21 protein-coding genes are annotated in these 23,726 nt (G+C 72.7%); 8 read left to right on the top strand and 13 right to left on the bottom strand.

The genetic code is table 11. The features are described from left to right. Positions 1 to 18: 18 nt before the first annotated feature. Genes ACIQMU_RS10750 through ACIQMU_RS10735 form a run of 4 tightly spaced genes read right to left on the bottom strand, consistent with a single transcriptional unit; the run spans position 19 to position 4,007 of the window. Positions 19 to 996, bottom strand: coding sequence for an iron-siderophore ABC transporter substrate-binding protein (locus ACIQMU_RS10750; RefSeq protein WP_352239489.1), 978 nt, complete (start codon positions 994 to 996; stop codon positions 19 to 21). A gap of 1 nt (position 997) precedes the next feature. Further along, complete coding sequence (locus ACIQMU_RS10745; protein ID WP_352239488.1) at positions 998 to 1,897, bottom strand: ABC transporter ATP-binding protein; 900 nt, start codon at positions 1,895 to 1,897, stop codon at positions 998 to 1,000. Further along, positions 1,894 to 2,961 carry an iron chelate uptake ABC transporter family permease subunit gene (locus ACIQMU_RS10740; protein WP_352239487.1) on the bottom strand — a complete coding sequence of 356 codons (1,068 nt, stop codon included), beginning with the start codon at positions 2,959 to 2,961 and terminating at the stop codon, positions 1,894 to 1,896. The genes ACIQMU_RS10745 and ACIQMU_RS10740 overlap by 4 nt, the downstream gene beginning before the upstream one ends. Further along, positions 2,958 to 4,007 (bottom strand): iron ABC transporter permease, encoded by a 1,050-nt coding sequence (locus ACIQMU_RS10735; RefSeq protein ID WP_352239486.1) that lies wholly within the window; start codon positions 4,005 to 4,007, stop codon positions 2,958 to 2,960. The genes ACIQMU_RS10740 and ACIQMU_RS10735 overlap by 4 nt, the downstream gene beginning before the upstream one ends. 170 nt (positions 4,008 to 4,177) lie before the next feature. Between ACIQMU_RS10735 and ACIQMU_RS10730 the strand changes: the two genes are divergently transcribed. Continuing rightward, the gene (locus ACIQMU_RS10730) at positions 4,178 to 4,825 is read left to right on the top strand and encodes an HAD hydrolase-like protein (RefSeq protein ID WP_352239485.1); all 648 of its coding nucleotides are present in this window, start codon (positions 4,178 to 4,180) and stop codon (positions 4,823 to 4,825) included. A 230-nt stretch (positions 4,826 to 5,055) separates the two neighbouring features. Here ACIQMU_RS10730 and ACIQMU_RS10725 read toward each other — a convergent pair whose 3' ends face one another. Then, positions 5,056 to 5,292 carry a hypothetical protein gene (locus ACIQMU_RS10725; RefSeq protein ID WP_352239484.1) on the bottom strand — a complete coding sequence of 79 codons (237 nt, stop codon included), beginning with the start codon at positions 5,290 to 5,292 and terminating at the stop codon, positions 5,056 to 5,058. 167 nt (positions 5,293 to 5,459) lie between these two features. Between ACIQMU_RS10725 and ACIQMU_RS10720 the strand changes: the two genes are divergently transcribed. Continuing rightward, a complete protein-coding gene (locus ACIQMU_RS10720) occupies positions 5,460 to 5,843 on the top strand; it encodes a cold-shock protein (RefSeq protein WP_352239483.1) in 384 nt (127 codons plus the stop codon). Positions 5,844 to 6,122: 279 nt separating this feature from the next. Here ACIQMU_RS10720 and ACIQMU_RS10715 read toward each other — a convergent pair whose 3' ends face one another. The 4 genes from ACIQMU_RS10715 to ACIQMU_RS10700 form a co-directional block, all read right to left on the bottom strand. After that, positions 6,123 to 7,001, bottom strand: a complete 879-nt coding sequence (locus ACIQMU_RS10715; protein ID WP_402688673.1) for a 1,4-dihydroxy-6-naphthoate synthase — start codon at positions 6,999 to 7,001, stop codon at positions 6,123 to 6,125. Continuing rightward, positions 6,979 to 7,686, bottom strand: coding sequence for a futalosine hydrolase (locus ACIQMU_RS10710; RefSeq protein ID WP_352239481.1), 708 nt, complete (start codon positions 7,684 to 7,686; stop codon positions 6,979 to 6,981). Before ACIQMU_RS10710 ends, ACIQMU_RS10715 begins: the two co-directional genes overlap by 23 nt. A 79-nt stretch (positions 7,687 to 7,765) precedes the next feature. After that, positions 7,766 to 8,242 carry a DUF2771 domain-containing protein gene (locus tag ACIQMU_RS10705; RefSeq protein WP_352239480.1) on the bottom strand — a complete coding sequence of 159 codons (477 nt, stop codon included), beginning with the start codon at positions 8,240 to 8,242 and terminating at the stop codon, positions 7,766 to 7,768. A 27-nt stretch (positions 8,243 to 8,269) separates the two neighbouring features. Further along, positions 8,270 to 9,715 (bottom strand): MFS transporter, encoded by a 1,446-nt coding sequence (locus tag ACIQMU_RS10700; protein WP_402688672.1) that lies wholly within the window; start codon positions 9,713 to 9,715, stop codon positions 8,270 to 8,272. 475 nt (positions 9,716 to 10,190) lie between these two features. Here ACIQMU_RS10700 and ACIQMU_RS10695 point away from each other — a divergent pair, with 475 nt between their 5' ends. The 3 genes from ACIQMU_RS10695 (at position 10,191) to ACIQMU_RS10685 (ending at position 15,885) form a co-directional block, all read left to right on the top strand. Continuing rightward, the gene (locus ACIQMU_RS10695) at positions 10,191 to 11,123 is read left to right on the top strand and encodes a DUF3027 domain-containing protein (protein WP_352239478.1); all 933 of its coding nucleotides are present in this window, start codon (positions 10,191 to 10,193) and stop codon (positions 11,121 to 11,123) included. A 459-nt stretch (positions 11,124 to 11,582) separates the two neighbouring features. After that, positions 11,583 to 14,822: a sacsin N-terminal ATP-binding-like domain-containing protein gene (locus tag ACIQMU_RS10690; RefSeq protein WP_402688754.1), complete on the top strand. Its 3,240-nt coding sequence runs from the start codon at positions 11,583 to 11,585 to the stop codon at positions 14,820 to 14,822. Positions 14,823 to 15,006: 184 nt separating this feature from the next. Continuing rightward, entirely contained in the window at positions 15,007 to 15,885 is an 879-nt protein-coding gene (locus ACIQMU_RS10685) for a calcium-binding protein (RefSeq protein WP_402688671.1), read from the top strand. Positions 15,886 to 15,965: 80 nt separating this feature from the next. Here ACIQMU_RS10685 and ACIQMU_RS10680 read toward each other — a convergent pair whose 3' ends face one another. Next, positions 15,966 to 18,440 (bottom strand): HAD-IC family P-type ATPase, encoded by a 2,475-nt coding sequence (locus tag ACIQMU_RS10680; protein ID WP_402688670.1) that lies wholly within the window; start codon positions 18,438 to 18,440, stop codon positions 15,966 to 15,968. A gap of 199 nt (positions 18,441 to 18,639) precedes the next feature. Beyond that, a complete protein-coding gene (locus tag ACIQMU_RS10675) occupies positions 18,640 to 19,008 on the bottom strand; it encodes a DUF2530 domain-containing protein (protein WP_352239475.1) in 369 nt (122 codons plus the stop codon). A 223-nt stretch (positions 19,009 to 19,231) separates the two neighbouring features. Here ACIQMU_RS10675 and ACIQMU_RS10670 point away from each other — a divergent pair, with 223 nt between their 5' ends. Next, a complete protein-coding gene (locus ACIQMU_RS10670) occupies positions 19,232 to 20,686 on the top strand; it encodes an NCS2 family permease (protein ID WP_402688669.1) in 1,455 nt (484 codons plus the stop codon). Here the strand turns inward: ACIQMU_RS10670 and ACIQMU_RS10665 are convergent. After that, positions 20,679 to 20,888: a hypothetical protein gene (locus ACIQMU_RS10665; protein WP_352239473.1), complete on the bottom strand. Its 210-nt coding sequence runs from the start codon at positions 20,886 to 20,888 to the stop codon at positions 20,679 to 20,681. The two genes, ACIQMU_RS10670 and ACIQMU_RS10665, sit on opposite strands and share 8 nt — an antisense overlap. 134 nt (positions 20,889 to 21,022) lie before the next feature. Here ACIQMU_RS10665 and ACIQMU_RS10660 point away from each other — a divergent pair, with 134 nt between their 5' ends. After that, complete coding sequence (locus ACIQMU_RS10660) at positions 21,023 to 21,463, top strand: MarR family winged helix-turn-helix transcriptional regulator (protein WP_003967282.1); 441 nt, start codon at positions 21,023 to 21,025, stop codon at positions 21,461 to 21,463. A gap of 127 nt (positions 21,464 to 21,590) precedes the next feature. Then, positions 21,591 to 22,925: an MFS transporter gene (locus ACIQMU_RS10655; protein WP_402688668.1), complete on the top strand. Its 1,335-nt coding sequence runs from the start codon at positions 21,591 to 21,593 to the stop codon at positions 22,923 to 22,925. 66 nt (positions 22,926 to 22,991) lie between these two features. On the opposite strand, the gene ACIQMU_RS10650 is transcribed toward ACIQMU_RS10655, so the two are convergent. Continuing rightward, positions 22,992 to 23,576 carry a Uma2 family endonuclease gene (locus ACIQMU_RS10650; protein WP_352239470.1) on the bottom strand — a complete coding sequence of 195 codons (585 nt, stop codon included), beginning with the start codon at positions 23,574 to 23,576 and terminating at the stop codon, positions 22,992 to 22,994. Positions 23,577 to 23,726 lie beyond the last annotated feature (150 nt).

Below are 23,726 nucleotides of genomic sequence, written 5' to 3'. Positions count from 1 at the left end.
CCGCCCCGACGAGGCGGGCTACTTCGTCATGCTCGTCTCGAACTCCTCCAGGATCTTGCCGGCGGCGGTGTAGCCGATGCCCGCGATCCACAGGCGGTCGTCGACCTTGAAGACCTTGTCGTTCTCGGCCGCCTTCAGTTCCTTCCACAGGCCGCTCTTCATCGTCTTCGTCGTCCCCGCCTTGCCCGGGTCGCCGTACGTCGACGTGAAGATGACGTCCGCGTCCGCGAGGTCGATCCTCTCGGGCGACACGTCGTACGAGAACCCGTCCTTGGCCTTGTCCGTGATCGCGGGGCGGCCGGTGCCGATGTCGGCGAGGATCGAGCCGATGTAGTTCTGCTTGCCGTAGATCCGGATCTCCGCACCCTCGACGAAGCGGACGAAGTTGACGTCCGTGGCGGCGGCCTTCTCCTTGCCCCCGAGCGCCTTCGTCACCTTCGCCACCTGGGTGTCGTACGTGGCGAGGACCTTCTTCGCCTCGGCCTGCTTGCCGAGCGCCTCCGCGTGGACCAGGAAGTTCTCCTTCCAGGCGCTGCCGGTCGCCTCCGTCATCACGGTCGGGGCGATCTTGCTGAGCTGGTCGTAGCGGTCCCCGTCACGCACCTTGCTGGAAAGGATCAGGTCGGGTTCGAGCGCGGCGACGGCCTCCATGTTCGCGTTGGCGATCTTGCCGACCGGGGTGATGTCCTTCGTCTCGCTCTCGGGGAGGTAGGAGGGGAAACCGTCCTCCGACGCCGAGTGCGTCGCGCCGACCGGCCGGACGCCGAGGGTTATCGCCGAGTCCAGCTCGCCGGAGTCCAGGACGACGACCCGCTTCGGTGACGCGGGGACCTCGACGTCCCCGTTCGCGGTGCTGACGGTGCGCGTCTTCGCGGAGGAGCCGGCGGAGTCCGGGGCCGGGTCCGAGGAACCGCAGCCGGCGAGGGTGAGCGCGGCGGCCACGGCGAGGGACCCGGCGAGGAGCCCGCGGCGGCGGTCACGGAGGGGAGTTGTCATGTCACAGACCTTTCAGGGAGGGGGGAGCCGGCGGGGCCGAGGGAGCGCCGGGTACGACGGGAGACGGACGCGGGGCCCAGGGGGCGCTCGGCACGACGAGCGGTGACCCCGTCACGGGGTCCGGGACGATCACCGCCTCCAGGCCGAAGACCTCGCGGACCAGCTCGGCGGTGACGATGTCGCCGGGCCGCCCCTCGGCGACGATCCGGCCCTCCTTCATGGCGACCAGTCGGTCCGCGTACCGGGCGGCCTGGTTGAGGTCGTGCAGCACGGTGACGACGGTGCGGCCCCGGGTGCCGTCGGCGGACGGGGACGCCAGCCGGCGTACCAGGTCCAGCACTTCCACCTGGTGCGCGATGTCGAGATACGTCGTCGGCTCGTCGAGCAGCAGCAGGTCCGTGTCCTGGGCCAGCGCCAGGGCGATCCACACCCGCTGGCGCTGACCGCCCGACAGCTCGTCCACCGATCGGTCGGCCAGCGCCGTCACGTCGGTGCGGGCCATCGCGTCGGTCACCGCCCGCTCGTCCTCGTCCGACCACTGCTGCCACCAGCTCTGGTGCGGCTGGCGGCCCCGGGCGACCAGGTCGGAGACGGTGATCGCCTCCGGAGCCACCGGGGTCTGCGGGAGCAGCCCGATGGACCGGGCGATCTGCTTCGTCGGTATCCGCGTCAGCTCCGTACCGTCCAGCAGGACCGCCCCGCCGCGCGGCTTCAGCAGCCGGCCGAGCGCGCGCAGGGTGGTGGACTTGCCGCAGGCGTTCGGGCCGACGATGACGGTGACCTGCCCGTCGGGCACGGTGAGGTCCAGTTCGTGGACCACGGTGCGGTCCTCGTACGCCAGGGTCAGGGAACGCGCGGCAAGCCTGCCGGTCTGCCGCGGCGCGTCGGTCGTCGGGCTCATGCGATGCCTCCACTGCGGCCGCGGATGATCAGCCAGATCAGGTACGGGGCGCCGACCGCCGCCGTGAGGACGCCCACCGGCAGTTCGACGGGCGAGAACAGCTTGCGGGCGAGCAGGTCGCCGAGGACGACGATCACCGCGCCCAGCAGCGCCGAGGACAACAGGGGGATCTGCGCGGTCCGGGTCATCCGGCGGGCGATCTGCGGTGCGAGCAGCGCCACGAAGTCCACCGGGCCCGCCGTGCCCGTCGCCACGGACGCCAGGACCACGCCGAGGGCGACGAGCCCGAGCCGTACGCGCCCCAGGCGCACGCCCAGCGCGGTGGCGGTGTCGTCGTCCATCGTGACGGTGCGCTGCGCACGGGCCGCCCAGGCGATGGCGGGCAACAGGATCAGCAGCGTCCAGCCGATCGGCCCGGCCTCCGACCAGCCGCGCCCGTTCAGCGAACCGGTCATCCAGATCTGCGCCTGTTGGGCGACGAGGTAGTCGCCCTTGGTCAGGAACAGCGTGGTCACCGACCGCAGCGCGATGGCGAAGCCGATGCCGATGAGGACGAAGCGGGTGGCGTGCAGGCCGCCGCGCCAGGCGAAGACGTACACGAGGGCCGCCGCCGCGACGCCGCCGAGGACGGAGAGATAGGGCAGCACGGTGTACGAGGTGATGCCGAACGTCATCGCGCCGACGGTGAGCGCGCTCGCGCCCTGGCTGATGCCGATGATGTCGGGGCTGGCCAGCGGGTTGCGGGCCACCGTCTGGATCAGCGCCCCGGCGACCCCGAACGCGGCGCCCACCAGCAGCCCGACGACCATGCGCGGCAGCCGCAGTGTGCCCACGACCAGCTCGGCCGACGACGGCTGCCCGAGGATCACCTTCACGACCTCGCCGGGAGCGATGAAGCTCTCCCCGACGCAGAGGTAGGCGACGCAGACGGCGGCCAGCAGCAGGACGAGGACGGCCGTGACGGCGGAGGCCCGCCGGTGCAGCAGGAACCGGCCGCGCGGCCCGGCCTTCACGACGGAGTACCCGGCGGGCCGGACCCGCACGGCCGTGGGTGAGCCGTTCACGCGGGCACCGCCTTCCGGCGTACGAGAGCGACCAGGAACGGGACGCCGATCAGGGCCGTCATCACGCCCGCCGGGACCTCGCTCGGCGGGAACACGATCCGGCCGACGACGTCCGAGACCAGCAGCATCACGGGTCCGAGCAGCGCCGCCATGGGCAGCACCCAGCGGTGGTCGTCGCCGACGACCGCGCGGGCGATGTGCGGGACGGCGAGTCCGATGAACGCGATCGGCCCGGCGGCGGCGACCCCGACCCCGGTCAGCACGGTCGCCCCGATGCCGCCGACGATCCGGACCGCCGCGACGTTCTGCCCGAGCCCCTTCGCCACGTCCTCGCCGAGCGCGAGCGCGTCCAGGCCGCGGGCGACGGAGAGCACGAGGAGGGCGCCGAGCAGGAGGAACGGCCACACCTGCTGGACGACGTCCGACTCGCGCCCCGCGATGGAGCCGACCTGCCAGAACCGGAACTCGTCCAGCGCGGACGCCTTCGTGGTGAGCACGCCCATCGTCACCGACGTCAGCAGCGCGTTGATCGCCGCACCGCCGAGCGCGAGCTTCACCGGGGTGGCGCCGCCCCGCCCGCTGGAGGCGATGGCGTACACGGCGACCGAGGCGACGGCCGCTCCCGCGAAGGCGAACCACACATAGCCGGTGAGCGTGTGGACCCCGGCGAAGGCGATGGCGATGACCACCGCGACCGACGCGCCCTGGCTGATGCCGAGGATGCCGGGGTCGGCGATGGGGTTGCGGGTGATGCCCTGGAGCACCGTGCCCGCGAGCGCCAGCGCCGCCCCGACCATCAGTCCGATGAGCGTGCGCGGCACCCGCATCGTGCGGATCACCTCGGCGGCGTTGGAGTGCCCGCCGTGCAGCAGGGCGTCGACCACCTCGCCCGGGGGGATGGAGCGCGCCCCCACGGCGAGGCTCAGCAGGATCGCCAGCAGCAGGGCGACGACGGCCGCCGCCGTCACGATCGCGCGTCGGGAGAGGCGGGGGGCGCGGGGCGCGCGGGGTGGCGCGGCGGTCCGCACGGGCGCTGACGCTGACATTTCACCCAATCGGGACGGACACGGAACCTGAGGCAACGCGAGGGAACGCGAGGGGCACGGGGCCAAGCCTGGTAAGGCTTGGCTAAGTGCGCGCCTCAGTCTAGGCGGCCGGATTTCGGCGGCGACGGGGGCTTCCGGACCGGGCCGGCCCGGTCGGCACAATGGCAGACATGGCTTCCACGGTTCAGCACCCTCTTCCGCGCCCCCTGACGGTCGGCTTCGACCTCGACATGACGCTCATCGACTCCCGGCCGGGCATCGCCGCCGCCTACCGGGCGCTGTCCGCCGAGACGGGGGTGCCGATCGACGTCGAGCTGGTGGTGAGCCGGATCGGCCCGCCGCTGGAGACGGAGTTGGCGCACTGGTTCCCGGCCGATGAGGTGGACGCCGTCGCCGACCGCTACCGGGCGCTCTACCCCGACCACGCGATAGCCCCGAGCACGGCTCTCGCCGGGGCCCGGGAGTCGGTGGCGGCGGTGCGGGCGCTCGGCGGCCGGGCGATCGTCGTCACGGCGAAGCACCAGCCGAACGCCAAGCTGCACCTGGCCCACCTCGGGATCGACCCCGACGCGGTGATCGGCTGGCTGTGGGCGGAGGCCAAGGGCGAGGCCCTGCGCGAGCACGGCGCGCAGGTGTACGTCGGCGACCACACCGGGGACGTGCGCGGGGCGCGGGCGGCCGGGGCGCTGTCGGTCGCGGTGACGACGGGCCCGTGCGACGCGGCGGAGCTGCGGGAGGCGGGCGCGGACGTGGTGCTGGAGGACCTGACGGGCTTCCCGGCCTGGCTGGCGGCCTTCGAGGCGGACCGGACGGCGTAGGCGGGCGGGCCCGGACGGCGTAGGCAGGCGCCGGCTCGGGGAGGCGCGGGGCGGGCCCGGGCAGGGTCACGGCGGGCCACGCCGGTGTGGGCGGACCCGGGCCGAAGGATTACGTGGCCGAGGGATTACGTGGGCGGACCCGTGCCGAAGGTGTACGCGGGTGGCCCGGGCGGTGCGCGGGGCTCGGGGCCGCCGGACGCGCCCGGAGCCGCCGCCCACGGGTGCGCGGCCTACGGGTTCGCGGCCCGTTTCGGTGAATTGACCCAAGCGGAACGCACGACCCCCGCCCCGGCGATCAGGAACCCGACGCCCATCAGCATGCACACCGCGTACGCGACCGGAGGGAACGGGTCCGTGCCGAGGAACAGGGGGGCGACCGTTACCAGAGTGGCCAGTGCGCCGACGAAGAAGACGATCGCGCCGACCTGAACAAGCCGGTCGCCTGCGCCTGAAGGAGTAGTACTCACGCGACCAGGGTAGTTCCCAGCCCGGAGGAACTCTCCGGCGACGTCTTGTCACCGGCCGCAGGGCTATTAGCCTGGGACCGGGCGGGTCGCGGTGACCCGCTGTACTGCTATCCGGAGCCGTATCCCGGCTCTTCCGCACACCGACGAGTACGAGGACGAGGACAGACGTGCCCACCGGCAAGGTCAAGTGGTTCAACAGCGAGAAGGGCTTCGGCTTTCTCTCCCGCGACGACGGCGGCGACGTCTTCGTCCACTCGTCGGTACTCCCTGCCGGAGTCGACGCACTCAAGCCCGGCCAGCGTGTGGAATTCGGTGTGGTCGCGGGTCAGCGCGGTGATCAGGCGCTTTCCGTGGTGATCCTCGACCCCACCCCGTCCGTCGCGGCGGCCCAGCGCCGCAAGCCGGACGAGCTGGCGTCGATCGTGCAGGACCTGACGACGGTCCTGGAGAACATCACGCCGCAGTTGGAGCGGGGCCGCTACCCCGACAAGGCCGCCGGCGCGAAGATCGCGGGCCTGCTGAGAGCGGTCGCCGACCAGCTCGACGTGTAGACCTGGCGCCCGGACGTCCCGCCGGGAAGCCGACGATTCGGATTGCGGAGACCGGAAGGCCGGATCGTCAGTTCCCGGAGCGGGCCAGGCACCTCGGGCCTGCCCCCTGGACCCCCGTCCGCTGCGGGCGGCGTGGCCGAGTGGTGGAGGCCGGCCGCGTTCGCGATGGCCCGGACCATCGTCCTCGGCACGGGCCCGTTCGTTCGGCAGGCCGGGGCCCACGTCACCGAGGTCCGGGCACCGGCCCGGTCGGCGGGTGCGGGCGAAGCCCCCGACCGCTCAGGGGAACGCCAGCGCGTCCGGGCGCAGCGGCGGTACCAGTCCCTCGGCCGCCGCGCGGGTCAGCAGGCCGCGGACCGCCGCGTAGCCGTCCTCGCCGAGGTCGGCGGTGAACTCGTTCACGTACAGCCCGATGTGCTGGTCCGCGACGGCCGGGTCCATCTCCTGGGCGTGCTCCAGGACGTACGGCCGGGAGACCTCCGGGGCGTCCCAGGCCAGCCGGACCGAGCTGCGGACCGAGTCGGCCAGGCGGCGCAGGGTCTCCTCGCCGAGGGAGCGCTTGGCGATGATCGCGCCGAGGGGGATCGGGAGGCCCGTGGTGTCCTCCCAGTGGCGGCCCATGTCGGCGAGGTTGTGGAGGCCGAAGTTCCGGTACGTGAAGCGGGCCTCGTGGATCACCAGGCCGGCGTCCACCTTGCCGTCCCGTACGGCGGGCATGATCTCGTCGAACGGCATGACGACGACCTCGCCGACGCCGCCGGGGACCATCTCCGCGGCCCAGAGACGGAACAGCAGGTACGCCGTGGAGCGCTCGCTCGGTACGGCGACGGTCCGGCCCGCCAGGTCGAGGCCCAGCTCCTTGGTGAGGACCAGCGGACCGCAGCCCCGGCCCAGCGCCCCGCCGCACGGCAGCAGCGCGTAGTCGTCGAGTACCCACGGCAGCACCGCGTAGGAGACTTTCAGGACGTCCAGCTCGCCGCGCTCGGCCATGCCGTTGGTGATGTCGATGTCGGCGAAGGTCACGTCCGGCGCGGGCGCGCCGGGGACCCTGCCGTGCGCCCAGGCGTCGAAGACGAAGGTGTCGTTGGGGCAGGGGGAGAAGGCGATGCGGATCGCGTCCCCGGCCGGGCTGTCGCTAGCTGCGGTGTCGGTCGTCATGCCGGTTCCAACCTTCCAGTACGGGTGCCGTCTTCCCGAACGCGCCCGTGAGCGCCGCCAGCGCGTCGCCGATGCGCCAGGCGTCCCGGTCGCGGGGGCCGACGGCGTTCGAGACGGCACGCAGCTCCAGTACGGGCACCTCCGCCCGCGCGGCGGCCTCCGCGACCCCGAAACCCTCCATCGCCTCGGCCAGCGCCCCCGGGTGCGCGGCGAGCAGGGCGGCGGCGCGTTCGGCGGTGCCGGTCGCGGTGGAGACGGTGAGGACGGGGCCGGCGGCGGCGCCCGCGGCGGCCGCCACCTCCCGTACGAGGGCGGGCGGCGGAGCGAAGCTGTCCCGGCCGAAGCCGAGCGCGGTGACCGGCAGGAAGCCGTCGGGCGTGTCGGCGCCCAGGTCGGCGGCCACGATGCCGCTGGCCACGACCAGCGAGCCGAGGGGGGTCAGGGGCGTGAACGCCCCGCCGATCCCGGCCGACACGACCAGCCCGTACGGCGAGGACGCCGACGCCAGGGCGAAGGCGGTGGCCGCGGCGGCGGCGGCCGGGCCGGCACCGCCCGCCAGGACGTCGAACGCCCCGCTGCGGTGCAGCTCGGCCCCCGGCAGCGCCACGGACTCCGGGGCGCCCCCGAACGCACGCGTGACCGCGTCCCGTTCCACCGGGACAGCGGTCACGACCAGCACACGCACGGGTACAGCCTCAGGGTCGAGGACGGGGAGGGGCGAGAGGGAGGAGTGAGGGAGTGAGGTGGCTTTCTCCGCGGCGGAGTCAGTCCTTCTTCAGCTCGAACTGCCAGATGCCCGTGAGCTTCTTGCCCTTGGTCTCCACGATGGAGATGTTCGTCTTCTCGGACGGCTTGCCCGTCTGGCTGGCGAAGAAGGCGCTGCCGGGGATCGTCCGGTAGGTCTTCTCGAACGGCTCCTGCTCGGCCTGCTGGCCGTTGATGAAGAGCGTCCAGCCGTTCTCGGCGATCTCGGGGTCGACGCCGAAGCGGACCTTGTCGTCCATGGAGACCGTGATGGTCTTCTCGGCCTTCTTGTTCAGGCAGCCCTGGATCAGGGACTCCTTGATCGCATCGCCGTCGTTGTAACAGGCGGCCTCGGTGTTCACCGAGTCACTGCCGACCGTCACGGTGGCGAGCGGCGTCGGCTTGTCGCAGGCGGACAGGACAAGGAGTCCCGCGGACACGGCACCAAGAGCGACGCCGATTCGACGGCCCTTACCGGAGAAGAACGCAACGGTCATGGGCCGAAGGCTATCGGTCGCCTCCGCTCATGCCACGCGGGGGTGCGGCGTGCCGCGCCGCGCGGCCCCCAGGAGGCCCCGTACGGACGTGGCCGCGCCGAGGGCGAGGATGCCCGCGGCGACCGACATGCCGAGCGTCGCGTTGAGCGGCAGGGCGATGCCGATGCCCCCGCCGACGACCCACGCCATCTGGAGCAACGTCTCGGACCGGGCGAACGCGGAGGTGCGGACCTCCTCGGGCACGTCCCGCTGGATCATCGCGTCGAGCGACAGCTTGGAGAGGGCCTGGGTGAAGCCGGCGACCGCGCCGAGCACGGCGACCAGCACGGTCGAGAAGAGGGCCGTGGCGAGGACCGCCACGCCCAGGGCGAGTCCCAGCACCGTCGCGATGATCACCTCGGGGCCGCGCTCCCTGAGCCAGGAGCCCACCGCCGTACCGCAGGCGTTGCCGGCCCCCGCCGCCACACCGACGATGCCGAGCGAGACCGCCGCGCTCTGTCCGGCCAGCGGGTGCTCGCGCAGCAGGAACGCCAGGAAGAAGATGAGGAAGCCGGAGAGGGCCCGGTGCGCGGCGTTGGCCTGGAGCCCGTGCAGGACGGACCCGCCGACGGACCGCAGCCCCGGCGGCCGCTCCCTGGCCGCTTTCTCGCCGTTGCCGTTCCTGCGGAGGCCGGCCAGGGTGCTGCCCTTCCTCGCCGTGCCGGGAGCGGGCCGCGGCACGGTCTGCGCGTGGTGCGGGACGATCAGCCGCGCCCGGCGCTCGCCCTTCGCGGAGTCGACCTTGTGCGGCAGGGTGAAGGCGAGGAAGGTGCCCGTCACGAAGATCGCGCAGGCGCCGTACAGCGGCCAGGGGGAGCCGATCATCTGGAGGCCGGCCCCGATCGGGGCCGCCACCCCGGTGGCCAGCAGACCGGCCAGGGTGACCCGGGAATTGGCTTTGACCAGGGAGAACTTCGGTGGCAGCAGACGTGGCACGACCGCGCTGCGCACCACGCCGTACGCCTTCGACGAGACCAGCACCCCCAGTGCGGCCGGATACAGCTCCAGGCCCCCCGTGGCGACCGCGCCGGACATGGTGATGGCCAGCAGCGCGCGTGCCAGCATCGCGCCCGCCATCGCGGCGCGGCGGCCGTGCGGCAGGCGGTCCAGCAGCGGGCCGATCACCGGGGCGAGCAGGGTGAAGGGAGCCATGGTGATGGCGAGGTAGAGGGCCACCCGGCCCCGCGCTTCGTCCGTGGGCACCGAGAAGAAGACCGTGGAGGCGAGCGCGACCGTGATCATGACGTCGCCCGCGCCGTTCACCGCGTGCAACTCGATGAGTTTGCCGAGTCCGGATTCGCCCGCCCCGTGGGCGTGCGTCGCCTTGCGGATGGAGCGTGCGGTGCCGGTGAACGGGGCGCGCAGGGCACGGCCCGTTGCCCGTCCCGCCCTGCGGAGCGGGCCGGGACCGTCGTGCGACCTGGCGGCAGTCACCCCGTCATAGTGCCCCAACCCTGGCCGGTATGAACGGTGATCGGTCGTGGACGCGCGGGTGACGTCCTGTCGGGCGAGGGCGGTGGACCCGCCGGCCGTCCCACCCGCCGTCCCGCCCGCCACCCTCCCTGCCGTCGGTGTCGGCCGCCCGGCGGCGGGCGCGTCGGGCGCGGCTCGGCGGCCGCCCGCCGGCGGCTCGGTGGGAACGGATACGGCACGTTTGGGACGGGCAGGTGGGCGCGGAGCGGCGGAGAGGGTAGCGTGCGTAACGCGCCACCGGCGGTTGTTCTTGGCCGCGCGCCTCTCGGCGATCCCGCAGAATGGATGGCAGAAGGCGCGCCCGAGGCAGGCACAACGGGTGTGGACGTCGACGCGGCCCCCAGGTCCGCTCCGCCCGCACTTGTCTGGCCGAAACGGCAATCGTGCAGCAGCTGGCGCGCTCGTGAGACTGGCGTATGGAGAGAAGCGAAGACCTGTGAGTGCTGCGACGACGACGCGAAGCCGTACGGCCCGTACCCCCGTCCCCGACCGCCTGTGTGCCGAGGCGGTGGACCTCGCGCGCGCGGCTGCGGAGGAGGCCGCCGCGCCCGGTGTGGTCGGGGAGCATGTCGGCGTGGTCTCCGAGGGAGACCGGGTCGTCACGCACTACTTCGAGGCCAAGGAGCCCGGCTACCGGGGCTGGCGCTGGGCGGTGACGGTGGCGCGGGCATCTCGCGCGAAGAACGTCACCCTGGACGAAACGGTGCTGCTGCCGGGTGCCGACGCGCTCCTGGCGCCGGAGTGGGTGCCCTGGAGCGAGCGGCTGCGCCCCGGCGACATGGGTCCCGGCGACCTGCTGCCCACCGAGGCGGAGGACCTGCGCCTGGAGCCCGGCTGGACCGGCGAGGACGAGCCGCTGCCGAACTCCGTGGTCTCCTCGGAGCTGGCGGAGCTGGTCGACTCGGAGGACGCCGAGCTCACCGGCCGGCCGGTGGCCGCGACCAGCCGCGGGTCGATCGCCGCCGTCGCGGACGAGCTGGGTACGCGCCGGGCGCGGGTGCTGTCCCGGTACGGGCTGTACGCGGCGGCCGACCGCTGGGACGAGGAGTTCGGCCCGAAGACGCCGATGGCCCAGGCGGCCCCGGCGACGTGCGTCAGCTGTGCGTTCCTGATTCCGATGGCGGGCTCGCTCAAGCAGGCGTTCGGGGTGTGCGCGAACGAGTTCGGCCCGGCCGACGGCCACGTGGTGTCGCTGGCGTACGGCTGCGGAGGGCACTCGGAGGCCGCGGTGATGCCGACGCCGCCGAAGCCGGCGCCGCACGCGCTGGACACGATGCAGGTGGACGAGTATTCGCTGCGGGCGGAGCGGGGCGAGGGCTCCGTGCCCGCCGAGGCGGACGGGGCCTCGGAGGACCTGGGCCACTCCTGACGCTCCAGCCCGCTGAGGGGCCCGGGCTTGCGGTGCCCGGGCTTGCGGTGCCCGGGCTTGCGGTGCCCGGGATCATCGCGGGGTGCCCCGCCCGCCCGTCCGGCCTTTGAGGACGGAACCGTAGGTGGCCCCGCCCGCCCGTCCGGCGTTGAGGACGGAACCGGCGCTGTGGGGCGCGTGCCGCTGCGGGGCGCCGGGCGCCAGGGGGCTTCTCGGTGCACGCCCATCAGGACAGGGGTTCCGTCCTCAAACGCCGGACGGGCTGGGAATGCCGGGCTTGCCGGTCACCGTGAGGGCCTGGCGGGACGGCCGGGCTTGCCGGTCGCCGTGGGCGCCGGACGGCCGGGACGGCCGGACTTGCCGGTACGGCGGAGGCGGCGCGCGCGGTACCTTCGGGCGCACACTGGGCCACACAGGCATACGCGCCCACCACGAGCGGACGGAGTCGATGGCGTGAGCATGAAGGCGACCGAGGGGGCCGATCCGTTCGGGACGGCACGGCTGCGGCGCGGCGTGCTCGACGCGTGGGGGGCCGGGCCCGCCCGCTTCCGGGAGGACGCCAACGCCGAGGAGGACCTCGCGCTCGGCGGCTACCGCGACCGCCTCGTCGTCGAGCTGGCCCAGAACGCCGCCGACGCCGCCGCCCGCGCGGGCGTCCCCGGCCGGCTCCGCCTCACCCTGCACCCCGCCGCCCCCGGCGACCCCGACGGCCGCTGCGTGCTGGCTGCCGCGAACACCGGCGCGCCCCTCGACGCCACCGGCGTGGAGTCCCTGAGCACCCTGCGCGCCTCCGCCAAGCGCGAGGGCCACGAGTCCGCGGTGGGCCGCTTCGGCGTCGGGTTCGCCGCCGTCCTCGCGGTCAGCGATGAGCCCGCGGTGCTCGGCCGGCACGGCGGCGTGCGCTGGTCCCTGGCCGAGGCGCGCGAGCTGGCCCGGGAGGCGGCTGTGGGCAGCCCCGGCCTCGGGGACGAGCTGCGCCGCCGCGACGGACACGTACCGCTGCTGCGCCTGCCGCTGCCCGCCGAGGGCTCCGCACCCGAGAGCTACGACACCGTCGTGGTGCTGCCGCTGCGCGACGGCACTGCCGAGGACCTGGTGGCCCGGCTGCTGGCCGCCGTGGACGACGCCCTCCTGCTCACCCTGCCCGGCCTGGACGAGGTCGTCATCGAGACACCGGACGGCGCCCGGACCTTGAGCCGCTCGGTCCACGGCCCGTACACGCACATCGACGACTCCGCACACGGCCTGAACCGCTGGCGCACCGTCTTCCACCACGGCCCGGTCGAGCCCGCCCTGCTCGCCGACCGCCCCGTCGAGGAGCGGCTGCGCCCGTACTGGTCGGTGACCTGGGCGGTGCCGGTCGACGAGACGGGCGCCCCGCTCCACCCCCGTACGGCACCCGTCGTGCACGCGCCGACGCCCACCGACGAACCGCTCGGCGTCCCCGCCCTGCTCATCGCCTCCCTCCCGCTGGACACCGCCCGCCGGCACCCCGCGCCGGGGCCGCTGACCGACTTCCTGGTGGATCGGGCGGCCGACGCGTACGCGGAGCTGCTGGGCTCCTGGCGGCCGGTGTCGACCGGGACCATCGACCTGGTGCCGGGGCCGCTGGGCAAGGGCGGCCTGGACGGCGCCCTGCGCGGCGCGATCCTCGCCCGGCTGCCCCGGGTCGCGTTCCTTCAGCCCGCCGTGCCCCGCGACGCCTCCGCCGAGGCCGTCGAGCGCTGGGACGACTGGGAGCGGCGTACGGAGGACACCCCCGCGACCGGTCCGGACGCCGCCGCGCCGGCCGTGGACACCGCCGCCCTTCGGCCCGTGGAGGCGGAGGTGGTCGAGGGCGTCGGCGAAGGGACCGTCCGGGTCCTGGCCGAGGTGCTGCCCTGCCTGCTTCCCGCCGGGCTGGAGCGGCGCACCGAGCTGCGCACCCTCGGGGTCGCCCGCGTGCCGCTGACCGAGGCCATCGACCGCCTCGCCGGCCTGGAGCGCGACCCCGCGTGGTGGCACCGGCTCTACGACAGCCTCGCGGGCACCGACCCCGACCGGCTCACCGGCCTTCCGGTTCCGCTCGCGGGCGACCCGGACGACGAGCGGGCCGGCCGCCCGCCGCGTACGACGATCGGTCCCCGCCAGATCCTGCTGCCCCTGCCGGACGCGCTGACCGGTCCGGTCCTCGCCCGCCTCTCCCGGCTCGGCCTGAAGGTGGCCCACCCGGACGCCGCGCACCCGCTGCTGGAGAAGCTCGGAGCCCTGCCCGCAACGCCCCGCGCCGTGCTGACGACTCCGCAGGTACGGGCGGCCGTGGCCGGCTCCTTGGACGCCGGGGAGATCTGGGACGAGGACGCGCTCGACGGCGACGAGCTGGCCGAGACCGTGCTCACCCTGGTCCGGGAGGCCGAGCTGTCCCCCGGCGACGAGCCGTGGCTCGGCGCGCTCGCCCTCCCAGACGAGGACGGCGAACCCGCTCCCGCCGGTGAACTGGTGCTCCCGGCAAGTCCGTTCGCGCAGGTGATGCGCGAAGGCGAACTCGCGCTATGCGATGCGGAGTTGGCGGACCGCTGGGGCGAGGGGCCGCTCACCGCGTGCGGAGTGCTCGCCACCTTCGCCCTCGTGCGGGCCAACGACGTCGTCCTGGACCCGGACGAACTGGAGCCGCGCGAAGGTGACTTCGCCGAACCGGACGACGCCGGACTGCTGGACGCCGTCGACGTCTGGTGCGAGGACCTCCTCGACCAGTTGCCGGAGACCCCCGTGCCGCCGGTCGCCACCGAGATCGTCGCCGTACGGGATCTGGACCTGGTCGACGACGACGCCTGGCCGCAGGCGCTCGCCATGCTGGCCCGGCCGCCGCTGCGGGACGCGCTGACGCAGCCGGTGCGGGTGCTGCTCCCGGACGGGACGACGCGGTCCGTGCGCCCGTACACCGCGTGGTGGCTGCGCGACCATCCCGTGCTGGACGGCCGCCGCCCGGCCGGACTGCGCGCGGCGGGCGGCGACCCCCGGCTGGCCGGGCTGTACGACGCGGTGGACGCGAGCGGCTTCGACGACGCCGAGGTGCTGCGGGCCCTCGGCGTCCGCACCTCGGTGGAAGCCCTCCTGGACGAGCCGGGCGGCGCGGCCGAACTGCTGGGCCGGCTCGCCGACGAGGAGCGCCCCGTCACCGCCGTACACCTGCACGCGCTCTACACGGCGCTCGCCGAACTGGACCCGGACGAGGTGACGTTGCCGGACGAGCTGCGCACGGTGGTGGACGGGGAGGTGGCGGTGGTGGACGCGGCGGACGCCGTGATCGCGGACGCCCCCGACGTGCTGCCGCTGGCGGCGGGCCTGCCGCTGCTGCCGGTCGCCCCGTCCCGCGCCGCCGAACTGGCCGACCTGCTCCAGGTGCGGCGGCTCGGCGAGACGATCGAGGCGGGCGTGACGAGCGAGGGCGAGGAGCACCGCGTACCGGAGGCGGTCCGGGTCCTGCTCGGGCCCGGCGCCCCGGACGCGTACGTCGAGCACGCCGAACTCCGGGCGGGCGGCGTCGAGCTGGACTGGCGCCGCACTCCGGACGGGGTCGTCCACGCGGCGACCCTGGAGGGCGTGGCCGCCGGCCTGGCCTGGGCGGCGGGCCAGTGGCCCCGCCGTTTCGAGGTCGCGGCCCTGCTGGAGGACCCGTCCCGGACGGCGGAGCTGGCCCGGGACCGCTGGTTCGACTGAGACGCGCGCCGGCGGCGGGACGCGGTGCGGGACGGGCTTCACAGAAAAGTCACAGGCCCGCACAACCGTTCATGTGGTTCGCCTGTCTGTTCCGGTGAGCCAACAGGCTCACCGCAACACTGGAACAGACGGGTCCCGCCGGGCCGATGACCTGCCCCGGGGCCCCTTCTCCACTTGGGGACACATGCGTATGCGCGCCACCGTGGCAGCCGTTTCCGGCGCCCTGGCCCTTTCCGCTCTTGCCGTACCGGCCGTCCAGGCCGACGAGAAGCCGGGCGCGGGCGTGAGCCTGCCGTCCGGCGCCGACGTCTTCGGCGCCGAGTCCGGGGCGCCCGCCGCCACGGCCCGTGCCGCCCGTGCCGCCGAGAAGCCCGTGATCAAGAAGGTCGTCGTCAACGGCGGCAAGGACATCGTGGTCGGCACCCAGTCCAAGAAGAAGTTCACCATCGCGGTCACGGCCTCCTCGCCGTCCGGCATCGCCGACGCCTACGCCTACCTGTGGCACGGCCACATCGACGAGGTCGACGGCTACCTCGGCCCCGTCCAGGAGTACGGCAGCTGCAAGGTCTCGGCCGACCCGACCACGTCCACCTGCACGGTGACGGTCACGGTCGACCCGCGGTCCGACGACCTCTACACGAGCAGCCTCGCGGGCACCTGGAAGGTCGCGGCCGGAGCGCTCGCGGACACCGGCGGCGAGCAGGACTTCATCTGGAACGACGCCCAGTCCAAGGTCCGCGTCCAGCGCTTCTCCAAGCTGACGGTGAACGCCTCCCCGGAGCCGGTGAAGAAGGGCAGGACCCTCACCGTCACCGGAAAGCTCACGCGTGCCAACTGGGACACCAACACGTACAAGGGCTACACCAACCAGCCCGTGAAGCTCCAGTTCAAGAAGAAGGGCGCCAAGAGCTACACGACGGTCAAGACCGTCAAGACCAGCTCCACCGGCACCCTGAAGACCACCGTCAAGGCGTCGGTCGACGGCTACTGGCGCTACAGCTTCGCCGGCACGTCCACCACGCCGGCCGTCTCGGTCGCCGGTGACTTCGTCGATGTGAGGTAGCGGCCCGCCACACCGGGACAGCGACGCGAGAGCCCCCGGGAGGCCGAGCCTCCCGGGGGCTTTCCGGTGCCTGCGCCGGACTACGCGCCGAAGCGCCGGCCCACCCGGCGCCAGGTGAACTCCAGCAGGGCGGCCGCCGCCGCCGCGATGCCGACCGCCGTCCACGGCATCGGCGCGCCCACCAGCTTCAGCGCGAAGAAGTCCTGGAGCCACGGCACCACGAGCACGATCAGGAAGCCGAGCCCCATCGCCGCCACCAGGCCGATACGCCACCAGGTGTAGGGACGGGCGATGATCGCCAGGACCCACATCGAGACCAGGAACAGCGTCAGCGTCGCCGCGCTCGTCTCGGCCTGGAGCGCGCCCTCGCCGCTGTAGTGGTGCCGTGCCACCAGGTACGTCGCGAAGGTGGCCGCCGCCGCGATGACACCCGAGGGGATCGCGTACCGCATCACCCGGCGTACGAAGTGGGGCTGGGCGCGCTCCTTGTTGGGCGCGAGCGCCAGGAAGAACGCCGGGACGCCGATGGTCAGCGTCGACAGCAGGGTCAGGTGCCTCGGGAGGAACGGGTACTCCACCTGGGTGCACACCACCAGGATCGCCAGCAGCACCGAGTAGACCGTCTTGGTCAGGAAGAGGGTGGCGACCCGGGTGATGTTGCCGATCACCCGGCGGCCCTCCGCGACCACCGAGGGCAGCGTCGCGAAGCTGTTGTTCAGCAGCACGATCTGCGCCACCGCGCGCGTCGCCTCGGAGCCCGAACCCATCGACACCCCGATGTCGGCGTCCTTGAGCGCCAGCACGTCGTTCACCCCGTCGCCGGTCATCGCGACCGTGTGGCCGCGCGACTGGAGGGCGGCCACCATGTCCCGCTTCTGCTGCGGGGTGACCCGGCCGAACACCGCGTTCTGTTCCATGGCCGTGGCCATCTCGTCCGGGTCGGTGGGCAGCCGGCGGGCGTCCAGCGTGTTCTCGGCACCCGCGAGGCCCAGCTTCCCGGCGACCGCGCCGACCGAGACCGCGTTGTCGCCGGAGATGACCTTGGTGGCCACGTTCTGTTCGGCGAAGTAGGCGAGCGTGTCGCCCGCGTCCGGCCGCAGCCGCTGCTCCAGCACCACCAGGGCGGTGGGGGCGGCTCCGGCCGCCGCGCCGGGCGCGTTCAGCTCGCCCTCGGCACGGGCCAGCAGCAGCACCCGCAGGCCCTGCTCGTTGAGCCGCTCGATCTCGGTGAGCGTCGCGTCGTCCTCGGCCAGCAGGACGTCGGGGGCGCCGAGCAGCCAGGCGGAGGCCGTTCCGTCGGTCTCCGTGAACGCCGCGCCGCTGTACTTCCGGGCCGAGGAGAACGGCATCGCGTCCGTGACCGCCCAGCCCTCCGCGCCGTCCCGGTCCACCGGGTAGGCGTCGATGATGGCCTGGAGGCTGGCGTTGGGCCGGGGGTCGGAGGAGCCGAAGGCCCGCAGCACCCGCCGTACGTACACCTCGTCGCTCCCGTGCAGCGGACGGACCTCCGTGACGTCCATGCCGCCCTCGGTGAGGGTCCCCGTCTTGTCCAGGCACACCACGTCGACCCGGGCGAGGCCCTCGATCGCGGGCAGCTCCTGCACGAGGCACTGCTTGCGGCCGAGCCGTACGACGCCGATGGCGAAGGCCACGGAGGTCAGCAGGACCAGGCCCTCGGGGATCATCGGGACGATGCCGCCGACGGTCCGGGCGACGGAGTCCTTGAAGTTGTTGTCCTTCACGACCAGCTGGCTGATGACCAGCCCGATCGCCGTCGGCACCATCATCCAGGTGACGTACTTCAGGATCGTGCTGATGCCGCTGCGCAGCTCGGAGTGGACGAGCGTGAAGCGCGACGCCTCCTCGGCGAGCTGGGCGGCGTACGCCTCGCGGCCCACCTTGGTCGCGGTGAACGCGCCACCGCCCGCGACGACGAAGCTGCCGGACATCACCGGGTCGCCGGCCCGCTTGATCACCGGGTCGGCCTCCCCGGTGAGCAGCGACTCGTCGATCTCCAGGCTGTCGGCCTCGGCGACCGTGCCGTCCACGACGACCTTGTCCCCGGGGCCCAGTTCGATCAGGTCGCCGAGGACGATCTCGGAGGTGGAGATCTCGGCCGCGCTCCCGTCGCGCCGGACGGTCGGCTTCGCCTCCCCGATCACCGCGAGGCTGTCCAGGGTCTTCTTGGCCCGCCACTCCTGGATGATGCCGATGCCGGTGTTGGCGACGATCACGAAGCCGAAGAGGCTGTCCTGGATCGGCGCGACGAACAGCATGATCACCCAGAGCACGCCGATGATCAGGTTGAACCGGGTGAAGACGTTGGCCCGGACGATCTCGGTGACCGAGCGGGAGGAACGTACGGGTACGTCGTTGACCTCGCCGCGCGCGACCCGCTCCGCGACCTCGGCGGTGCTCAGACCGCCCGGCCGGTGGGCCGGCGGCGGTGGCTCCATGGGATGCACGGGGTCGAGTTCCGCCCCCGCGTCGATCATGGCCGGCCGGGAGGGTCCGGGGGTCTGCTCCCCGGAGGAATCGAGTGCCCGCTGCGTCATGGATCCGACGGTACGGGGGCGGGCGTCGGATCACCCGCCGGAGGGTCGAAGATCCGACCAGGGGAGGACGAAGTCGGTCCCGTGGTCGTACGGGAGCGTTCCCGCGGAGCCGGAGCCGGAGCCGGAGCCGGAGCCGGGGGGGGGAGGGGAGGGGAGGGCGGGGCGGGGCGGGGCGAGGGCCCCGGACTCGCTCCCGAGGTCAGACGGTCCGGCCGGAGGCGTCGGAGCGGTGGGAGCCGCCGGGGCGGCCGGAGCGGTCCGCCGGGGCGCCGCCCAGCGCGCTGTCGGCCGCCTCGGCCCCGGCGGCGTCCTTGGCCTCGGCACGGGCCGCGTGCCGCTTGATCGCGGCGTCGCGCCCGCGGACGTACCAGATGCCGATCAGGCCGAGTCCGGCGCCGGCCAGCGGTGTCCACACCCACCAGGTGTGGCCGCGGTCGGCGAACCAGCCGTAGAAGGGGAGCTGGGCGAGGAAGAGGACGAACCAGAGGATCGTGCCGCCGACGACGGTGGCGACGACCGGGCCCTCCAGGGGTTCGGGCGCCTCGTGCTTCGGGGTCCACTTCTCCATGCGTTCAGTGTATGGGGCCACCCGATCGGCGGGCGGCGGACCGGTCGGCGCAGGGGTCTACGCGCGGAGATAGCGATCTTCGCTTGATGTATTCATACTGAATCTGCTTTGAGCTGGCTCGAAATCTTCGTTCGAACGTCCAAATTCGATCGTTCTCCCCGCCAGGTCATCCCACCCGCTCCACCTCCGCGCCCTACCCCCCTACGTACGACTGAGGTCACCCATGTCCCCCTCGGCCACCGCTCCGGTCGACTCCCCGCCCCCTTCGGCTCCGCGGCCCCAGGGCAGCCTGGACCGGTTCTTCAAGATCTCCGAGCGGGGGTCGACCGTCGCCCGCGAATTCCGCGGCGGGTTCGCCACGTTCTTCGCGATGGCCTACATCATCGTGCTCAACCCGATCATCCTGGGCAGCGCGAAGGACATGTACGGCCACCAGCTCGACAACGGGCAGCTGGTCACCGCGACCGTGCTGTCCGCCGCGTTCTCCACGCTGCTGATGGGCGTCATCGGCAACGTGCCGATCGCGCTCGCCGCCGGGCTCGGCGTCAACACCGTCGTGGCGCTCCAGCTCGCGCCCCGGATGAGCTGGCCGGACGCGATGGGCATGGTCGTCCTCGCGGGTGTCGTGGTGATGCTGCTGGTCGCCACGGGGCTGCGGGAACGCGTGATGAACGCCGTGCCGAGGTCGCTCCGCAAGGGCATCGCGATCGGCATCGGCCTCTTCATCCTGCTGATCGGCCTCGTCGACTCCGGCTTCGTCTCGCGCATGCCGGACGCCGCCCACACCACCGTGCCGCTCCAGCTCGGCGCTGACGGCCACCTCAACGGCTGGCCGATTCTCGTCTTCGTCCTCGGCGCACTGCTCACGCTCGCGCTCATCGTGCGCAAGGTGCCCGGCGCGATCCTGATCTCGATCGTCGCCATGACGGCCCTCGCCCTGGTCATCGACGCGGTGGCCGGTCTGCCCGAGGGCGCGTGGGGCCTGACGACCCCCTCGTGGCCGGGCAACCCGGTCTCCGCGCCGGACTTCGGGCTGCTCGGCGAGGTCAGTCTGTTCGGCGGCTTCGCGAAGGTCGGCTATCTGACCGGCGTCCTGTTCGTCTTCACCGTGCTGCTGTCCTGCTTCTTCGACGCGATGGGCACCATCCTCGGCGTCGGCGACGAGGCGAAGCTGATGGACCGGAACGGCAACTTCCCCGGTATCAACAAGGTGCTGTTCGTGGACGGCATCGCGGTCGCCTCGGGCGGGGCGACCTCCGCCTCCGCCACCACGTGCTTCGTGGAGTCCACCGCGGGCGTCGGCGAGGGCGCCCGCACCGGGCTGGCGAGCGTGGTGACCGGTCTGCTCTTCTCGGTGGCGCTGTTCCTCACACCGCTGGCGACCATGGTCCCGTCGCAGGCGGCCACGCCCGCCCTGCTGGCGGTCGGCTTCCTGATCATCGCGGGTTCGGTGCGGGACATCGACTGGAGCGACTTCACGCTCGCGGTCCCGGCTTTCCTCGCGATGGTGATGATGCCGTTCACGTACTCGATCACCAACGGCATCGGCATCGGCTTCGTCGCCTTCGCCGTGCTGCGCCTCGCGGCCGGCCGCGGCCGTGAGGTCCCGGCGGCCATGTACGTGGTGTCGGCCGTGTTCGTCTTCTACTACGCGATGCCGGCGCTCGGCCTCACGTGACCGGTGGCGTCACCCGCCCCCGGGTGTCCCCGTAGAACTTCTCCGTCTCCTCCACGGCCGCTGTGAAGCGTTCGTCGAAGTCGTCGCGAATGAGCGTCCGGACCACATAGTCCTGGACGCTCATTCCGCGTTTCGCGGCGTGCTGCCGGAGCCGGTCGAGCAGCTCACCGTCCATCCGCAGGCTGAGCACTGTCGATCCCATGTCCAGCAGGGTCGCCGCCCCGGGGCGCTCTCCGCGTCACTTTCCGCTCCCAACTCACTCGTTCGGGTGATCAGTTTTTCGCGCGTGTACCACCAGGTGGTATTTAGTTTGGGTAATGAGTTACGCTAACAAACATGCCTGACCTGATCCACGACGGCGACAGTGCCGCCGCCGTGAGCTCCCTCCGCTCCGCCGTGATGCTGCTGGGCCGCCGCCTGAAGCACCAGCGTGTCGACGAGTCGCTGAGCCCGACCGAGATGTCGGTGCTCGGCACCCTTGCCCGCTGCGGCTCGGCCACCCCCGGCGAGCTGGCCCGCAAGGAACACGTGCAGCCCCCGTCGATGACCCGCATCGTCGCGCTGCTGGAAGCGAAGGGCCTGGTCAGGCTCGAACCGCACCCCGATGACCGTCGGCAGAAGAGGGTCAGCCAGACCGAGCAGGCCGAGGCCATGCTCGCGGAGAGCCGCACCAAGCGGAACGCCTGGCTGTCCCGCCTCGCCGAGGGCCTGGACGAGGACGAGTGGGAGACGCTCCGGGCCGCCGCGCCCGTGTTGGAGAAGCTCGCCCACCTGTGACCCCCGCGGGCGCACCGGCGGCCGCCGGACCGGCTGGGACAGCCGGTCCGCACGATCACCGCCGGAGCGCCCGTCGTCACGTCCCCGTCGGACCGGACGCCGCAGACGCCGAAGGAGGCGACCCCTTTTGAGTACGGGATCCGGAGCAGACTCCGCCCCCGCACCGACTTCCACCCACGAGAGCAAGACCGGCGGGACCTTCTCGTCGCTGAAGATCCGTAACTACCGCCTGTTCGCCACGGGCGCCGTGATCTCCAACACCGGTACCTGGATGTCCCGCATCACGCAGGACTGGCTCGTGCTGAGCCTGACGGGTTCCGCCACCGCCGTAGGCATCACCACGGCCCTCCAGTTCCTCCCGATGCTCCTCTTCGGCCTGTACGGCGGCGTCATCGCCGACCGTCTCCCGAAGCGGCAGATCCTGCTCGTCAGCCAGGCCATGCTCGGCCTGTGCGGCATCGCCCTGGCCGTCCTGACCCTGACCGGGGTCGTGGAGGTCTGGCATGTGTACCTGGTCGCCTTCCTCCTCGGCATGGTGACCGTCGTCGACAACCCGGCCCGCCAGTCGTTCGTCTCCGAGATGGTCGGCCCCGCGCAGCTCCGCAACGCGGTCAGCCTGAACTCGGCGAACTTCCAGTCCGCCCGGCTCATCGGCCCCGCCGTCGCGGGCGTCCTGATCACGACGGTCGGCAGCGGCTGGGCGTTCCTGCTCAACGGCCTCTCCTTCCTGGCCCCGCTCATCGGCCTGCTGATGATGCGGACCGACGAGATGCACGCCTCGGTGACCGTGCCCCGCGCCAAGGGACAGCTCCGCGAGGGCCTGACCTACGTCCGGGGCCGCCCCGAGCTGGTCTGGCCGATCGTCCTGGTCGGCTTCGTCGGCACGTTCGGCTTCAACTTCCCGATCTGGCTGACCGCCTTCGCCGACGAGATCTTCGACGGCGGCGCGGGCATGTACTCGTTCTTCAACATCCTGATGGCGGCCGGTTCGCTGGCCGGCGCTCTGCTCTCGGCCCGCCGCCGCTCCACCCGCCTGCGGATGCTGGTGATGGCCGGCACGGCGTTCGGACTGCTGGAGATCGCCGCCTCGCTGTCCCCGTCGGTCTGGCTGTTCTCGATCCTGCTGGTCCCGATCGGCATGCTCGGCCTGACGACCAACATCACCGCGAACACGAGCGTCCAGATGGCCGCCGACCCGGAGATGCGGGGCCGGGTGATGAGCCTGTACATGATGGTCTTCGCCGGGGGTACGCCGGTGGGAGCCCCGATCGTCGGCTGGATCAGCGACACCTACGGCGCCCGCACCGGCTTCGCGGCCGGCGGCGCGATCTCGGTGATCGCCGCCCTGGGCGTCGGCTTCGCGCTCGCCCGCGTCGGCGGCCTCCGCCTGAAGGTCGACCTCCGCCCGGGCCGCCCGCACGTCCGCTTCGTCCCGCGCGAGCAGCTGGCGGCGGCGGCGTGACCCGCAGGGAACCGCCCTCCTCCCGGAGTGGGAGGAGGGCGGTTCCCGCAGGGGGCGGTCGCGGGGTCAGTCGCGGGGGAAGGCGTCGGTCCCGAGGACGAGGCCGACGACGGTCGAGGTGAGGTCGACCGGGGTGCCGAAGTCGAGACTCAGGACACTGCGGTACTCGTCTTCCTTCGGGAGGGTGTGCAGGTGCCATGTGCCGGTGTACGGATCGACGATGAGGTAGACGGGGACACCGGCGAGGGCGTAGGCGGCCTTCTTGGAGCCGTAGTCGTTGGCGGCCGTGCTCCTGGAGATGACCTCGGCGACGAATTCGATGTCCTGGTGGCGCCAGCGGCCGTCCGCGGCCTTGGACGCGTCCTTCGTGACAGCCGCGACATCGGGGGCGAAGCCGTTGAGCAGCCCGGGGAAGTCGATGCGTACGTCGGTCTTCAGCTGCCGGCGGCCGTAGGCGGTGCGCAACTGCTCCAGGATGTCGAAGGTGATCTCCCAGTGCGTGTCCCGCTGCGGCGACATGTGGACGGTCCCCTCGACGATCTCGACCTTGAATCCCTCGGGGACGGGCTCAAGCCACTCGAACATCATGTCCAGGGTGCGCTCGTCGCTGGTGTCGGCCATGTCGATCCTGTCGGTGTCTACGACGGTCATCGTGCCGCTCCTCCCCGCTGCCGCACGGGCGTGCGGGCAGCCGCGTAGTACAACGATAGGCCCGGCTCCCCGGACACGCCCGGACCTGCCGGACTCGCGCGCATGAGCAGCCTCAGCTCCGGCCGTCCGCCCACCCGGCGCCTCTTCGCC

The organism is Streptomyces sp. NPDC091649 (assembly GCF_044756785.1).
Lineage (GTDB): Bacteria > Actinomycetota > Actinomycetes > Streptomycetales > Streptomycetaceae > Streptomyces.
Note: the sequence above shows the minus strand (reverse complement) of the source record. Positions and strands in the feature narration are given on the sequence as shown.

Coding starts and splice junctions, on each gene's coding strand:
- ACIQMU_RS10665 (WP_352239473.1), bottom strand. CDS start 20,888: ATGGGATCGACAGTGCTCAGCCTGCGGATGGACGGTGAGCTGCTCGAC.
- ACIQMU_RS10715 (WP_402688673.1), bottom strand. CDS start 7,001: ATGACGACCGACACCGCAGCTAGCGACAGCCCGGCCGGGGACGCGATC.
- ACIQMU_RS10650 (WP_352239470.1), bottom strand. CDS start 23,576: ATGACCGTCGTAGACACCGACAGGATCGACATGGCCGACACCAGCGAC.
- ACIQMU_RS10660 (WP_003967282.1), top strand. CDS start 21,023: ATGCCTGACCTGATCCACGACGGCGACAGTGCCGCCGCCGTGAGCTCC.
- ACIQMU_RS10680 (WP_402688670.1), bottom strand. CDS start 18,440: ATGACGCAGCGGGCACTCGATTCCTCCGGGGAGCAGACCCCCGGACCC.
- ACIQMU_RS10690 (WP_402688754.1), top strand. CDS start 11,583: ATGAAGGCGACCGAGGGGGCCGATCCGTTCGGGACGGCACGGCTGCGG.
- ACIQMU_RS10735 (WP_352239486.1), bottom strand. CDS start 4,007: ATGTCAGCGTCAGCGCCCGTGCGGACCGCCGCGCCACCCCGCGCGCCC.
- ACIQMU_RS10730 (WP_352239485.1), top strand. CDS start 4,178: ATGGCTTCCACGGTTCAGCACCCTCTTCCGCGCCCCCTGACGGTCGGC.
- ACIQMU_RS10685 (WP_402688671.1), top strand. CDS start 15,007: ATGCGTATGCGCGCCACCGTGGCAGCCGTTTCCGGCGCCCTGGCCCTT.
- ACIQMU_RS10750 (WP_352239489.1), bottom strand. CDS start 996: ATGACAACTCCCCTCCGTGACCGCCGCCGCGGGCTCCTCGCCGGGTCC.
- ACIQMU_RS10705 (WP_352239480.1), bottom strand. CDS start 8,242: ATGACCGTTGCGTTCTTCTCCGGTAAGGGCCGTCGAATCGGCGTCGCT.
- ACIQMU_RS10675 (WP_352239475.1), bottom strand. CDS start 19,008: ATGGAGAAGTGGACCCCGAAGCACGAGGCGCCCGAACCCCTGGAGGGC.
- ACIQMU_RS10745 (WP_352239488.1), bottom strand. CDS start 1,897: ATGAGCCCGACGACCGACGCGCCGCGGCAGACCGGCAGGCTTGCCGCG.
- ACIQMU_RS10670 (WP_402688669.1), top strand. CDS start 19,232: ATGTCCCCCTCGGCCACCGCTCCGGTCGACTCCCCGCCCCCTTCGGCT.